Raw genomic sequence first — 14,076 nt, 5'->3', positions numbered from 1 at the left:
AGTTACCTTCGGCGCGCGAGCCATTTAAGTGGCCCAGTGACGGTCATGTTGGCGCTGACGCTTGTCGCAGCGCATCGGCACGCAGACTTGATTCCTCGTTGAGCAGGTCATCAGTCATCTCCTCTACGTGATGGCAATCCCGAACGACTAGCAGGCAGTCGAGGCGGGGGGCCGTGCGACCCGTAAAGAGTCGTTCAGCACATCGCCGTGCGGCTTCTTCTTTGGCTGCCATCCTTCCCGCGGCTGCGTGAGTCATGCGAGAAGTATTAACAAGTTAATACGATTATGGCTCAGGTAGCAGAAAGTTGAAGTTCTTTCTCGGCGGTCCGGTAGAATTTTTTCGAGAGGGACGGATGAGGCTTAAATGAACCAACCAATCGAACAAGCCGGCAACCCGAGCGATGGCCGCCCGACGTTTCAAGAACGGCTTCGCGTCGAGCGTGAGCGGCTCGGGATGTCACAAGAGGCCTTTGGCATGCTGGGTGGCGTCAGCAAGGCCTCCCAGTGGATGTATGAACAAGGACGTCACTGGCCAACCACTGAGTATCTGGAGTCCCTGCGGCAGCACCGGGTCGACGTTGGATACTTGGCTACCGGCATCAGGCAAGACACGGAAACACTGCGCCACGCGCTCGGCTTCGTGCTCAAGCTCGCCCGGCAGGAAGGCAGGAGTTTCTCTGATGAGCAACTCGTTAGCGTCTTTCTGGCGGTAATCGAGGCTGCCAGCGGCGTCACGCGTCCCGACCTCGGGGACCGTAATGCCGCATCGGGGACAGAAGTCACTCAGGGAGGGGGGCGATGAGCGCCGAAGATGAGGATCTCCGGTGGATCAGGTCGGAACTGGCGAAGCTCTCTCGCGGAGCTAAAGGCCCCGAGAACTTGGGGGCCGCGATGATCGACCGTCTGGCCGCGGGCTACGAAGATCGGATTGCCGCCGAGCGGGTCGTCGAAATTTTCGCGCGTCGAAACTGGAAGCAGCGGCTTTGGGGTGTGCTTCGCCGTGAGCCAGTCCCAGACGCCCGTGTTGCGCTTTGTTCCACCTTTGTTGATGCCCTGTTCGCTCGTGGCGAGATCACCAAGCAGGAGCAGCGGGTGATCAATGTCTTCCGTGTCGTACGTTTTGCTAACGACGGAAGAACCGAGGTCGCTCTGCCCTCATGGACCGCGTATCGTCGAGCAAAGGTAATGATGACGGTATTGTCCGCAACGTCATTGGTTGCCCTCTGGCTCGCGTGGGACGTTTTTTCGACCAGCGTCGTTGGGATCGCGATTAGCTCGACCCTGGGATCCCTGCTGGGGTGGATTGCGCGCGAAATCTATGACTCGGCCTGGGGTAGGGCACGGGTTGCAAAGGTTCTGGCGTCGCGCTATCCCTGGCTGGTCCTAAGGGCTGAGTGATTGACCACAGGGCAGCTTCTTGGGAGGAAAGTCGACGGAGAAGCGCCGCGCTTGCTCTGCTCAAAGTCTTTGATTGGCGAGAGCGCACTTGCCGATTTCTGGCGGAAGGAAAAGACTCGCTCCCAGCCACCAAATGCAGACTAGTCTTGCTCCCGCGCGCCACGGACGGCAGTACTTTCAGCGTCAATCGAGATGGGTGATCACCGCAGAGCACCACCCTTTCAACGAGGACTTGTTCGCGAGTGCTGCCACCACAGCCTTGTCTGAAGCCGCTATGTCCGGGTCGAGTACGGAGCCAATCCCTATCAGCTAAGCCACATACAGCGGTGTCGAATGCAGTAGTAAAACAAGCGGGCGTCTATGACGCCCGCTTGTTTTACGAATATATTGCCAACGCTTCTGGAAAAGTTACGAATATATTGTCCATGTTACGAATATATTGTCCAGAAACAATCGCGCGGGGATCAGGCGAAGTTCTTCGCGGCGAAATCCCAGTTGGCCAGCTTGTCGAGGAAGGTCGCGACGAAGTCCGGACGGCGGTTGCGGTAGTCGATGTAGTAGGCGTGTTCCCACACGTCGATACAGAGCAGGGCCTTGTCGCCGGTCGTCAGCGGGGTGCCGGCGGCGCCCATGTTGACGATATCGACCGAGCCGTCGGCCTTCTTGACCAGCCACGTCCAGCCGGAACCGAAGTTGCCCACGGCCGAAGCCTGGAAAGCCTTCTTGAAGTCGTCGAACGAGCCCCACTTGGCCTTGATCGCATCGGCCAGCGCGCCGCCGGGCTCGCCGCCGCCGTTCGGCGTCAGGCTGTTCCAGAAGAAGGTGTGGTTCCAGACCTGGGCGGAGTTGTTGTAGACGCCGCCGGCCGGGGCCTTCTTGATGATGGCTTCGAGGTCGAGGTTCTCGTACTCGGTGCCCTTGATCAGGTTGTTCAGGTTGGTGATGTAGGCTTGATGGTGCTTGCCGTAGTGGAACTCGAGCGTTTCGGCGGAAATGTGCGGCGCCAGGGCATCCTTGGCGTAGGGCAGGGGCGGAAGGGTGTGTTCCATGCTTGTCTCTCCTTGTGCAGGGTCGTCGGGTTCGTGGGGAAAGCCCGACGATTCTAGTCGGGAATGCTCGCGGGTGACAATTCTGAACCGATATGCCTGATTCGCCAATCCCGCTTGCGCGGCCCGGCCGGCCGTGCTCCGGCGCGTCCGGCAAGTGGGTCAGCGCGTGATCGTGGCGACCCGCGTGTCCAGGCGGCCGTCGGCCAGTTGCACGCTGACTGCGTCGCCTTCCTCGACCCCGGCGGTGCTGTGCAGGATGCGGCCGTCGGCATCGCGCGCGATCGCATAGCCGCGCGCCAGCACCGCCTGCGGTGCCAGATGCTGCAGGTGCGACGACAGGCGGGCGAGGCGCAGATGTTCGCGCTGCAGCCGCTCGGCGGCGGCGCGCTCGAGACGTCTGGCGAGCGCCGACACATTCTCTTCCGCGCGCGCGATGGGCGGGCGGCCGCCGCGCAGCCGCAGCGCCAGCCGGGCCACGCCATGGCCGGCCCGCTCCAGGCGCCGCGAGAGCGCGCCGCGCAGCCTTTCCTGCTGAGTTTCCACCTGCATCGCGGCCTGCCGCAGCCGTTCGCGCGGATGCACTAGGCGCAGCGCAGCGCGGTCCACGCGCTGGCCGGCGGCGTCGAGCCGCCGCTGCAGGGCGCGCTGCAGCCGCGGGGCAAGACCGGCGAGTTCGAGATGGGCCGCGTGGAAGCCGGCGCTGGCGAGTTCGGCGGCCCCCGTCGGCGTGGCGGCGCGCAGGTCGGCGGCAAAGTCGGCGATGGTGAAATCGGTCTCGTGGCCGACGCCGCTGACGACGGGCAGCGGGCAGGCGCGGATCGCACGTGCGAGCGCTTCGTCGTTGAAGGCCCACAGATCCTCGATGCTGCCGCCGCCACGGACGAGCAGCACGACGTCGATGCCGTCGCCGTCGGCGCGCCGTCCGGCATGGCGCAGGGCTTCCGCCAGGCGGGCGGGCGCATCGCCGCCCTGCACCGGGGTCGGGTACAGGACGACCGGCAGATGGGACGCGCGCCGCTTCAGGGCACTCAGCACGTCGCGCAGCGCCGCGGCCGAGGGCGAGGTGACGATGCCCACGCCGCGCGGAAAGCGCGGCAGCGGCCGGCGCGCGGCCGGATCGAACAGCCCTTCGGCGGCGAGCCTTTCCTTGAGGCGGTTGAAAGCCTCGAACAGGTTGCCGATGCCCGCGGGGCGCAGCGCTTCGATGTTGAGCTGATAGTCCCCCCGCGCCTCGTAGAGCGTCACCAGCGCACGCGCCTCCACCCGCATCCCGTTTTCCGGACGGAACGCCAGCAGTTGCGCGCGGTTGCGCCACATCGCGCAGCGCACCTGGGCGCCGGCGTCCTTGAGCGTGAAATAGACATGGCCCGAGGGCGCGCGCACGAGGTTGGAGATCTCGCCGCCGACCCACAGAAGCGGCAGCGCCGATTCCAGCGCCTCGCGCGCCAGGCGGTTCAGCGCCGAGACGGTGAGGACCGCGAACGCTGGGGCGGGCAACTCCGCGGACGGGGTGCCATGGGGGTTCCGATGGTTGGCTGGCATGGGGCGGGATTGTAGCGGAATCCACAGCGCCGGCCGCCTGTCAAGCCCTGGCTGCAAGTCCTTGATGAATCAGGAGTGTTTTGTAATCCATTGTTTTTGAACAAGAAAAATATTGCACAATTTTGCATCGGAGTGTCGGATTGCCCGTCGCCACCGGGTTTTCTCCGGACATTCCGAAAAAGCCCACAAACTTATCCACAGGTTTTGTGGATTGCCGCGCCCTTGCTCCCGACGCACGCCGGCGCTAGAGTTCCGCCTTTCCCCGAAGGAGGTTCACCGGCGTGTTCGCGATCATTCAGACCGTCGGCTGGCCCATCTGGCCACTGCTGCTGGCATCGGTCATCGCCGTCGCGCTGATCATCGAACGTTCCGCCTCCCTGCGCCGCTCGCGGGTGGTGCCGGACGGGCTGCTGGAGAACGTACTCAACGACCTGCGCACGCAGGGCGCGTCCGCCGCGATGACCGAGCGGGTCGATGCGCATTCACCGCTCGGCCGCGTGCTCGCCGCGGGCCTGCGCAATGTGAGCAGTACGCGCGAGGTGATGAAGGAAGCCATCGAGGAAACGGGCCGCGCCGTGGTGCACGAACTCGAGCGCTATCTCACGACGCTCGGCACGATCGCGTCGATCAGTCCGCTGCTGGGCCTCTTCGGCACCATCGTCGGCATGATCGACATCTTCGGTTCGCAGAGCGCCGCCGGCACCAACGCGGTGCAGCTCGCGCAGGGGATTTCCACCGCGCTGTATACGACGGGCCTGGGGCTCATCATCGCCATTCCGTCGATGATCTTCTGGCGCCATTTCCGCGCCCTGATCGACGGCTTCGTGATCGACATGGAGCAGCAGGCGATCAAGCTCGTCGAAGTCGCCCACGGCGACCGCCGCGGCTGAGGGCGATGGAGATGAACTTTCGCCGCGGGGCCCGCAGCGAGGAACCGGAGATCAACCTGATCCCGCTCATCGACGTGGTGCTGGTGATCATCATCTTCCTGATGCTGACGACGACCTTCTCCAAGGTAGCGGGGCTCGAGATCAACCTGCCGACCGGAGAGGCCGCCGAAACCGAAACGGTGGCCAACGAGATCGACGTCGTGATCAACGCCGCCGGCGACGTGCTCGTCGCCCGCCAGGCGGTGGGCGACCGCAGCATCGAGGCGATCGCCGCCGCGCTCGGCAAGGCGGTGCCGGCCGGCAGCAGCGATCCGGTGATCGTCATCAGCGCCGACGCGAAGGCCGCGCACCAGAGCGTGGTGAACGTGATGCAGGCGGCGCAGCGCGCGGGCCTGGGGCACATCACCTTCGCCACCCAGACACCGGCCCGCTGAGGCGCCGCGCATGGGCTCCCGGGCTCCCGCCTTCTGGCAGGGCCGCGGCCCGGCCGCCGTCCTGCTGTCCCCCCTCTCCCTGTTGTTCGGCGCCGTCGCCTGGCTGCGCCGCCGCCTCTATCGCGCCGGCCTGCTGCGGGTCGAGCGCCTGCCGGCGGCGGTGGTGGTGGTCGGCAACATCGCGGTGGGCGGCAGCGGCAAGACGCCGGTGGTGGCGTGGCTGGCGGAGCGGCTGCGCGCCGCCGGGCATCGTCCCGGCATCGTCAGCCGCGGCTACGGTGGCAGCATCGCCGGCGTCGCCGTGCTGCCGCAGCAGGGCGATCCGGACACCTACGGCGACGAGCCGGTACTGCTGGCGCGGCTGACGGGATGCCCGGTCGCGGTCGGGCGCGACCGGCCAGCGGCGGCGCGGGAACTGCTGCGGGTCCATCCCGAGTGCGACGTCATCATCGCCGACGACGGCATGCAGCACTACCGCCTCGGCCGCGACGTGGAAGTGGCGGTGGTCGACGAGGCGGTCCTCGGCAACCGCTGCCTGCTGCCCGCCGGTCCGCTGCGCGAACCCCTGTCCCGCCTGAAGACGGTGGATCTCGTCATCGCCCACGGGGCGTTTTCCGCGCCGCTGCAGGAGGCCCTGCGCGGCCTGCCGCTGTTCTCGATGCGGCTCGAGGGCGACAGCCTGCGCGCGCTGCGCGACCCGTCGTGCGAACGGGAGCCCGCCGGACTGCGCGGCCGCCCGGTGCATGCGGTGGCGGGCATCGGCCGGCCGCAGCGCTTCTTCGACCAGATGGCGGCGCTCGGGCTCGACGTGATTCCGCATCCCTTCCCCGACCATCATCGCTACGTCGCCTCCGATCTCGACTTCACGCCGGGCGGACCCATCGTGATGACGAGCAAGGATGCGGTAAAATGCGCGCCTTTCGCGCCCGACGACTGCTGGGAATTCCCGGTACGCGCGCGCATCGGTTCGGGCGCCGCCGAACGCATCGTGGAGAAGCTCAAGAATGGATCCCAGGCTGCTTGAAATCCTCGTCTGCCCGCTGTGCAAGGGCCCGCTGGAACACCTGAAGGACAAGCAGGAACTGGTGTGCAAGGCCGACCGCCTCGCGTTCCCGATCCGCGACGGCATCCCCGTCATGCTGGAGGACGATGCACGCGCGATGAGCGCAGAGGAAGTCGACGCGCTGCGCAAGGCGTGACGATGTCGAGCCCGGCGCCGTTTCGCATCGTCATCCCCGCCCGTTACGCATCGACCCGCCTGCCGGCCAAGCCGCTCGCCGACATCGGCGGCAAGCCGATGATCGTGCGCGTGCTCGAAAGGGTGCGCGCTGCCGGCGCCGATGAGGTCTGGGTGGCGACCGATCACGAGGCGGTCCGCGCGGCGGTGGAGGCCGCGGGCGGCAGTGCGGTGATGACGCGCGCCGACCATCCGAGCGGCACCGACCGCCTGGCCGAGGTCGCCGGCGCGCTGGGATGGCGGGACGACGACATCGTCGTGAATGTGCAGGGCGACGAACCCCTGATCGACCCTGGCGTCGTGCGCGAGGTTGCGCAGGCGCTCGCCGCCGACGGCGAGGCCGCGATCGCGACTGCCGCGCATCCGCTGCGGGACGCCGCCGATGCCTTCAATCCCAACGTGGTCAAGGTGGTGTGCGATGCCGCGCAGCGCGCGCTGTACTTTTCCCGTGCGCCCATTCCCTGGGCGCGCGATGCCTGGGCACAGGCGCGCGACGCGCTGCCCGCCGGGCTGCCGATGCTGCGCCATGTCGGCCTCTATGCCTACAGGGTCGCCTTCCTGCGCCGCTACGCCGGCCTCGCGCCGTCGCCGCTGGAACGCTGGGAAGCGCTGGAGCAGTTGCGCGCCTTGTGGCATGGCCATCGCATCCGCGTGCTGGAGCTTGCGCATGCGCCGGCCGCCGGCGTGGATACCGCCGAAGATCTCGAACGCGTGAGGGCCGCATTCGCCACGGGTGGCGCGTGACGGTGCGCTGACGAGGGGTTTACCGGCCGAAACTTGTCAGTTAAGTTTCGGCCGTTGCTGCAGATGACAATGTGGACCACGAAAGTGGCCGATGATCCGTGAGGGGGTAGGGTATGCGATTGATTCTTCTGGGGCCGCCGGGTGCGGGCAAGGGTACGCAAGCGAACTTCATCAAGGAGAAGTTCGGCATCCCGCAGATCTCGACCGGCGACATGCTGCGCGCCGCGGTGAAGGCCGGTACCCCGCTCGGCATCGAGGCGAAGAAGGTCATGGATGCCGGCGGCCTGGTGTCCGACGACATCATCATCGGCCTCGTCAAGGATCGCCTGCGGCAGGACGATTGCAAGGGCGGCTACATGTTCGACGGTTTCCCGCGCACCATCCCCCAGGCCGATGCGATGAAGGACGCCGGCGTGCCGATCGATTTCGTGCTGGAGATCGACGTCCCCGACAGCGAGATCGTCGAGCGCATGAGCGGCCGCCGCGCCCACCTGCCGTCGGGCCGGACCTATCACGTCAAGTACAACCCGCCCAAGATCGAAGGCAAGGACGACATCACGAGCGAAGACCTGATCCAGCGCGACGACGACAAGGAAGAGACGGTCAAGAAGCGCCTCGAGGTCTATCACGCGCAGACCAAGCCGCTGGTCGAGTACTACGCGACGTGGGCGGCGTCGGGCGATCCGAAGGCGCCGAAGGTGCGCAAGATCTCCGGCCTGGGGCCGGTCGATAGCATCACCGAACAGGCTTTTGCGGCGCTGAAGTAAGCCAGCTCGGGCGGATCGGCGCGGCCGGCACCCGTACGAGGGGCCGGCCGCGTTCGTTTTTGGCGGCGGCAAGCCGTTTCGCCCGCAGCGCGCGAAACGGCCTTCCGCAGCGCGGGGAGTGCGATGAATCTGCTCTATGCACAGTCCGGCGGGGTCACCGCCGTCATCAACGCGACGGCGTCGGCGGTGATCGCCGCCGCCCGCGAGCATCCGGAGCGGATCGGCACGGTGTTCGCCGCGCGGGGCGGGATTCTCGGGGCGCTGGCCGAAGACCTCATCGATACCCGCGCGCTCGACGAGGAAGACCTGGCGCGGCTCGCGCGCACGCCGGGCGGCGCCTTCGGCTCCTGCCGCTTCGACCTGCCGGACGAGGCCGCGAATCCGCGCCTGTACGATCGCCTGTTCGCGGTCCTGGCGGCACACGGCATCGGCGGCGTGCTGTACAACGGCGGCAATGGATCGATGGATCTCGTCGTGCGGCTGTCGGCCGCCGCCCGCAGGCGCGGCTACGCGCTGGTGACCGTCGGCGTGCCCAAGACCGTCGACAACGACATCGTCGGCACCGACTGCTGCCCGGGCTTCGGTTCGGCAGCCAAGTACCTGGCGACCTCGATGCGCGAGGCGGGGCTCGACATCGCGTCGATGGCGGGCCGCAAGGGCAGCGTCTTCGTGCTCGAAGTCATGGGGCGCAACACCGGCTGGCTGGCGGCCGCGACCGCGCTGGCCGCCGGGGACGATCCCGACATGCCGCCGCACATCGTGCTGGTACCCGAGGTGCCCTTCATCGAAGAGGATTTCCTCGCGCGCGTGCGTGACGTGGTGGAGCGCCTGGGCTACTGCACCGTCACCGTTTCCGAGGGCATCCGCGGCCCCGACGGCATCATCCTGATGGAGAAGTCCCACGACGAGGCGGGGCACGTGCAGCTTGGCGGGGCAGGGCTGGCCGTCGCACGGATGATCAACGGCCGGCTCGGCTACAAGTTCCACTGGGCGATCCCGGACTACCTGCAGCGGGCCGCCGCGCACTGGGTGTCGGCGACCGACCATGCGCAGGCGATGGCGCTGGGGCGGGCCGCGGTGGCCTATGTGCTCGACGGACGGGACGGCATGATGCCCGCCGTGCGCCGCCTGGCGGACGAACCGTATTCCTGGGACGTGGTGCCGGTCGGCGCGGCGGCGATCGCCAATCTCGAACGCAGCCTGCCGGCCGGTTTCATCGCCGCGGACGGACTGCACGTCACCGCCGCGGCACGCCATTATCTGCAGCCGCTGATCGAAGGCGAGCTGCCGGTCGCGACCGTCGGCGGCCTGCCGGACCACCGCCCCCTGCGCGTGCCGCTGACCGGGAAGCGCCTGCCGCCGTGGGAGGCATGAGCGGCGGCGACCTGCGGTCCGCCGGACGCCCTGCCCGGACGAGCCGGGCAGCACGGTTGCTGTTCGTCGCGCTGTGGCTGGGCGCGGCGCAGGCGCCGGCCCAGGTGCCGGACGAGCCCGAGCGCGCATCCGGTTTCGTCCCGAAGCCGGCCGTGCATGCGCCGCGGGCGATGGCCGTCACCGCCAATCCGCATGCCACCGAGGCCGCGCGCTCGATACTGGAGGCGGGCGGCTCGGCCGCCGACGCGGCGATCGCCGCGGCGCTGGTGCTGGGCGTGGTCGAGCCCCAGTCGTCCGGCCTCGGCGGCGGCGGCTTCGCACTGTACTTCGACAGGGTGGCCGGGCGCGTCGAGGCGTGGGACGGACGCGAGACGGCGCCGCAGGCGGTCGACGCATCGTTGTTCCTCGAGCCGGGCGGCGCGCCGATGGCGTTCCACGATGCGGTGATCGGCGGCCGGGCGGTGGGCGTGCCCGGCGTGCCCCGCCTGCTCGCGGAATTGCATGCGCGCCATGGCCGGCTGCCGTGGGCGCGGCTGTTCGACTCCGCGATCCGGCTCGCGGAGCAAGGTTTCGAGGTGTCGCCGCGGCTGCACGCGCTCGTCGCCGCCGATCCCCATCTGCATCGCGACGCGGCAGCCCGTGCGCTGTTCTTCGACGGGTCGGGGCGGCCGCTGGCCGTCGGCGAGCGCCTGGTGAATTCCGCGCTCGCCCGGACGCTGCGCGTGCTTGCGCGGGACGGCGCCGGCGCCTTCTACGGCGGCGAAATTGCGGTGGCTGTGGCAGCGGCCGCGCAGGCCGGGCCGAACCCGGGCAGGCTCGGCGTCGACGACATGCGCCGCTACCGGGTCGTGCGCCGCCAGGCGCTGTGCGCGCCCTATCGCAACTGGCGCGTGTGCGGAATGCCGCCGCCCAGTTCGGGCGGCGGCACGCTGCTGGCGATGCTCGGCATGCTCGAACGCTTTCCGCTCGACCGGCTCGATCCGGATTCGGCCTTTCCCCTGCACCTGTTCGCCGAAGCGGGCCGCCTCGCCTATGCCGACCGCGATGCCTGGTATGGCGATCCGGCCACGATGGCGGTATCGCCCGCGCAACTGCTCGACCGCCGCTATCTCGGCGGGCGCGCGGCGCAGATCGGGCTGGATGCCAGTCTCGGACGCGCCGCGCCCGGCGAGCCCGCCGCCGGCCTTCGTCCGGCCAGGGCGGTCGAAGCCGAGCGCCCGGCGACTTCGCATCTTTCCGTCGTCGATGCGCAGGGCAATGCCGTGGCGCTCACCGCATCCATCGAGGATGCCTTCGGCAGCCGGCGCATGGCTGCCGGTTTCCTGCTCAACAATCAGCTCACTGATTTCAGCTTCCTGCCCAGGGACGCGCGCGGCGCACATCCCAACCGCGTCGCGCCGGGTCGGCGTCCCCGCAGCTCGATGGCGCCGACCCTCGTCCTGGCTGCCGATGGCGGGTTGCATGCCGTGCTGGGTTCGGCCGGTGGCAGCTCCATCATCAACTACGTGGCGGCGGCGGTGGTCGGGCTGACCGACTGGCGCCTGCCGCCCGATGCGGTGCTGCAGCGGCCCCACGTCGGCAGCCGCAATGGCCCCACCGAGGTGGAGAACAGGCCGGAAGGGCGGCAACTGGCCGGGCGGCTGCGTCTCTTCGGCCATCAGGTGGTCCTGCGCGATCTGACCAGCGGCAGCAGCGTGATCGTCCGTGCCGGCGACGGCGGATGGATCGGGGCGGCCGACCCGCGGCGCGAGGGGAGTGCGGCGGGATTCTGATGTGGCTCGGCCCGCGGGGCGGCACGCCCGGCAACTGCGCCTGAAAGGACGACGCCATGCCGCACGGGGTGCGGGCATGGCGTTTGAGGGGGATGGGTGATCCGGACGGCGCGGGGACCCGCGCCTTCCGGCGCTCAGGCCGGCGCCGCGTGCGGCGTGCCTGGCTGCGCCGCCTTGTCCGGCATGTACGCCGCCACCTGGCAGGCGATCGCCGCGAGGTACGGAATGCACTGCAGGCCGAGGATGCCCACCCACAACTGGGTTTCGATGTTGTCCGCACCGCGCATCACGATCAGCGCGACGGCGCCTAGAACGAGTGCGATCAGCATGCCGATCTCCTCGCGGATCGGCCCGAAGAAGGCCAGGGCGCCCTGCGCCCGCCAGCCCTTCGGCGTGCGCACGAAGACCCCTTTCTTCTTCACGATGCCGGTGAACACGCCGCGCGCGATGGCATGCGCCAGGCCCACCGAGAGGATGGAGGCGCCCAGGATGTCCTTCCACGGGCACTCCATCGTGCGCCGGTAGAGGATGGGGCCGAGCGCCGCCTTGAACGCCATGAAGCCGAGGATGGGCAGCGCGAGCGCGACCACCGGCAGGCCGAAGGCTTTCGGGAACAGCAGGATGCCCAGCGTCCAGAACAGGCTGCCGAAGGCGAACACCAGTTGCAGCGCATCGCCCAGCCAGGCGAACCAGCCGGTCAGGAAGTGGTAGCGCTGCGCCATGGTCAGGTTGCTCCTGCCCAGCATCTGCGGCAGGTGCGCCTTTAGGATCTGCATTGCGCCGAAGGCCCAGCGGAAGCGCTGGCTCTTGATCGAGGCGAAGTCCGACGGCGTGAGGCCGCGGCCCAGGATGTGGTCGACATAGCGGGTGTCGTAGCCCTTTTCGATCAGCCGCAGGCCGAGTTCGGTGTCCTCGCAGATGCACCATTCCGACCAGCCGCCGACTTCTTCGAGCGCCAGCCGGCGCACCAGCGTCATGGTGCCGTGCTGGATCAGCGCATTGCGTTCGTTGCGGTGGTGCATGCCGATGCGGAAGAAGCCGTCGAACTCCCAGTTGCACATGCGGCGGAAGGGCTGGGTTTCCCAGTCGCGGTGGGCCTGCGGCGCCTGCACGACGGCGACGTCGGTCTGGTCGAAGTGCGGGATGAGGCTGGAGAGCCATTCCGGATCGACGACGTAGTCGGCATCGACCACGCCTACCACCTCGGCGCGCGGGTCGGTGACCTTCAGGCCGTAGTTCAGCGCGCCGGCCTTGAAGCCCGGCCAGTTCTCGAGGTGGAAGAAGCGGAAGCGCGGGCCGAGTTCGGCGCAGCGCTTCTCGAGCGGCTTCCACAGTTCTTCTTCCTTGGTGTTGTTGTCCAGCACCAGGACTTCGAAGTTCTTGTAGTTCATCGCCGCGAGGCTGTCGATCGTGGCGATCACCATCTCGGGCGGTTCGCTGTAGCAGGCCAGGTGGATGGACACGAAGGGCTGGTCTTCCTCCAGGTGCGGGCGCATCGGCATGAAGCGGCGCTGCCACTGCTTCTTGAAGAGGATTTCGCCGAACTCGAAGCCGTGCGACAGCAGCACCGCCGCGGTCAGACAGGTGGCGGCGATGAGCATCGCCAGGCCGATGAGGTCGCGCTGGGTCAGGTAGTAGTCCACCGGCACGTTCAGGCCGATGATCAGCGTCGATACGCAAGCCTGGATCAGGCCGGCGAGGAAGATGCGGCCGAAGACGCTCCAGTCGCTCAGGAAGAAGGCGATCAGGAACATCGGCAGCAGCGCGAACACCGCGGCATTGCTGGCCTTCTTCGACCAGTGCGGGTCGCGCTCGACCAGGCCCTCGAGCGCGAACTTCTGCTCGCGGTCGGCGTTGTACATGCCCCAGTAGGCGCCGGCCCAGCCTTCCACCTCGACCTTCCACGGCTGGTCGATGGCCTCCATCAGGAAGTAGTCGAGGCGCGGCGTGCGCGGATGGGCGAGGAATTCGCGGATGAAGCGGGCCTCGTTGTCGAGCGAGGGAACGGCAGCGCCGATGACCGGCCCCTTGCTCGGCCAGCCGACCTCGCCGATGACGATCTTCTTCTTCGGAAAGGTCTTCGCCAGTTCGTCGTAGCGCTGGAGCGCGTATTCCACCGCGGCCTCGACCGGCACGCCCTCGTGATAGGGGAGCAGGTGCACGGTGATGTAATCGACGTGCTTGACCAGTTCGGGATACTTCAGCCACACGTGCCATGGCTCGGCGGTCGATACCGGCTTGCGCTGGGCCTTGCGCACGCGGTCGAGATAGACGATCAACTGGTCGGGCGTCAGGTCGCCGCGGAGGATGGATTCGTTGCCCACCATCAGGCGCTCGACGTGGCGCATGCCGCGCGTCTTTTCGATCAGCGCGGCGATTTCCTTGTCGTTCTTGTCCGCATCCCTGTCGAGCCAGGCGCCCGCGGTCACCAGCAGGTCACGCTCGCCCGCCACCGAGAGCAGTTCGGGCATGTCATTGACGCCGTAGGTCCGCAGCGAGTCGGAGTTGCGCGCCAGCAGGTCGAGGTCGGATGCGATCTCGGCGCGCGAGGGATAGCTGCCTTTCAGGGGACTCTGGTCGCGCTGGAAGCCGTTGTAGGCGTACCCCTTGATGCTCTGGTTGGTGCCGATGAATTCGGCACCGCGGTTGAAGTGCTGCCACAGCCAGTATTGGGCGATCGCGACCAGGCTGGCGATGGCGGCGGCGACGACCAGGCGGTAGGCGAACGAAGCTGCGTGTTTCATCTGGAATGTAGTCCGATGGAGACGGGGTCAGCCGTGGGAGGAGCGGTGCGGGGCCTGGATGCGGGCCATGGCGGAGGCGATGTGCGGGCACCTTGCGAAATTCACTTCGATCCGGCGCTGTGACA

The 14,076-nt window shown here is 67.8% G+C and carries 13 protein-coding genes; 10 read left to right on the top strand and 3 right to left on the bottom strand.

The annotated features are described in order from the left end of the window. Positions 1-364 precede the first annotated feature (364 nt). The gene (locus CCZ27_RS12130; RefSeq protein ID WP_157748562.1) at positions 365-802 is read left to right on the top strand and encodes a helix-turn-helix domain-containing protein; all 438 of its coding nucleotides are present in this window, start codon (positions 365-367) and stop codon (positions 800-802) included. After that, complete coding sequence (locus CCZ27_RS12125; RefSeq protein ID WP_096448502.1) at positions 799-1,398, top strand: hypothetical protein; 600 nt, start codon at positions 799-801, stop codon at positions 1,396-1,398. Before CCZ27_RS12130 ends, CCZ27_RS12125 begins: the two co-directional genes overlap by 4 nt. A 464-nt stretch (positions 1,399-1,862) precedes the next feature. On the opposite strand, the gene CCZ27_RS12120 is transcribed toward CCZ27_RS12125, so the two are convergent. Together CCZ27_RS12120 and xseA are read right to left on the bottom strand one after the other, a co-directional pair. Then, a complete protein-coding gene (locus tag CCZ27_RS12120) occupies positions 1,863-2,447 on the bottom strand; it encodes a superoxide dismutase (RefSeq protein ID WP_096448500.1) in 585 nt (194 codons plus the stop codon). A 159-nt stretch (positions 2,448-2,606) separates the two neighbouring features. Then, on the bottom strand, positions 2,607-3,989 hold the full coding sequence (gene xseA / locus CCZ27_RS12115) for an exodeoxyribonuclease VII large subunit (RefSeq protein ID WP_096448498.1): 1,383 nt from the start codon (positions 3,987-3,989) through the stop codon (positions 2,607-2,609). Between the two features lie 281 nt (positions 3,990-4,270). Between xseA and CCZ27_RS12110 the strand changes: the two genes are divergently transcribed. The 8 genes from CCZ27_RS12110 (at position 4,271) to CCZ27_RS12075 (ending at position 11,207) form a co-directional block, all read left to right on the top strand. Further along, entirely contained in the window at positions 4,271-4,879 is a 609-nt protein-coding gene (locus tag CCZ27_RS12110) for a MotA/TolQ/ExbB proton channel family protein (RefSeq protein ID WP_096448496.1), read from the top strand. Between the two features lie 11 nt (positions 4,880-4,890). Further along, entirely contained in the window at positions 4,891-5,313 is a 423-nt protein-coding gene (locus CCZ27_RS12105) for an ExbD/TolR family protein (RefSeq protein ID WP_096452495.1), read from the top strand. Positions 5,314-5,323: 10 nt separating this feature from the next. Continuing rightward, the gene (lpxK, locus tag CCZ27_RS12100; protein ID WP_096448494.1) at positions 5,324-6,337 is read left to right on the top strand and encodes a tetraacyldisaccharide 4'-kinase; all 1,014 of its coding nucleotides are present in this window, start codon (positions 5,324-5,326) and stop codon (positions 6,335-6,337) included. After that, positions 6,318-6,512 carry a Trm112 family protein gene (locus tag CCZ27_RS12095; RefSeq protein WP_096448492.1) on the top strand — a complete coding sequence of 65 codons (195 nt, stop codon included), beginning with the start codon at positions 6,318-6,320 and terminating at the stop codon, positions 6,510-6,512. The genes lpxK and CCZ27_RS12095 overlap by 20 nt, the downstream gene beginning before the upstream one ends. Positions 6,513-6,514: 2 nt before the next feature. After that, positions 6,515-7,294: a 3-deoxy-manno-octulosonate cytidylyltransferase gene (kdsB, locus tag CCZ27_RS12090; RefSeq protein ID WP_096448490.1), complete on the top strand. Its 780-nt coding sequence runs from the start codon at positions 6,515-6,517 to the stop codon at positions 7,292-7,294. Between the two features lie 113 nt (positions 7,295-7,407). After that, positions 7,408-8,061 (top strand): adenylate kinase, encoded by a 654-nt coding sequence (gene adk, locus CCZ27_RS12085; RefSeq protein ID WP_096448488.1) that lies wholly within the window; start codon positions 7,408-7,410, stop codon positions 8,059-8,061. Positions 8,062-8,184: 123 nt separating this feature from the next. After that, the gene (locus tag CCZ27_RS12080) at positions 8,185-9,435 is read left to right on the top strand and encodes a 6-phosphofructokinase (RefSeq protein ID WP_096448486.1); all 1,251 of its coding nucleotides are present in this window, start codon (positions 8,185-8,187) and stop codon (positions 9,433-9,435) included. Next, positions 9,432-11,207, top strand: a complete 1,776-nt coding sequence (locus tag CCZ27_RS12075) for a gamma-glutamyltransferase family protein (RefSeq protein ID WP_096448484.1) — start codon at positions 9,432-9,434, stop codon at positions 11,205-11,207. The genes CCZ27_RS12080 and CCZ27_RS12075 overlap by 4 nt, the downstream gene beginning before the upstream one ends. Positions 11,208-11,341: 134 nt before the next feature. On the opposite strand, the gene CCZ27_RS12070 is transcribed toward CCZ27_RS12075, so the two are convergent. After that, positions 11,342-13,951, bottom strand: a complete 2,610-nt coding sequence (locus CCZ27_RS12070) for a glycosyltransferase (protein ID WP_096448482.1) — start codon at positions 13,949-13,951, stop codon at positions 11,342-11,344. Positions 13,952-14,076 lie beyond the last annotated feature (125 nt).

It is taken from the genome of Thauera sp. K11, from assembly GCF_002354895.1.
Taxonomy (GTDB): Bacteria; Pseudomonadota; Gammaproteobacteria; order Burkholderiales; family Rhodocyclaceae; genus Thauera; species Thauera sinica.
Note: the sequence above shows the minus strand (reverse complement) of the source record. Positions and strands in the feature narration are given on the sequence as shown.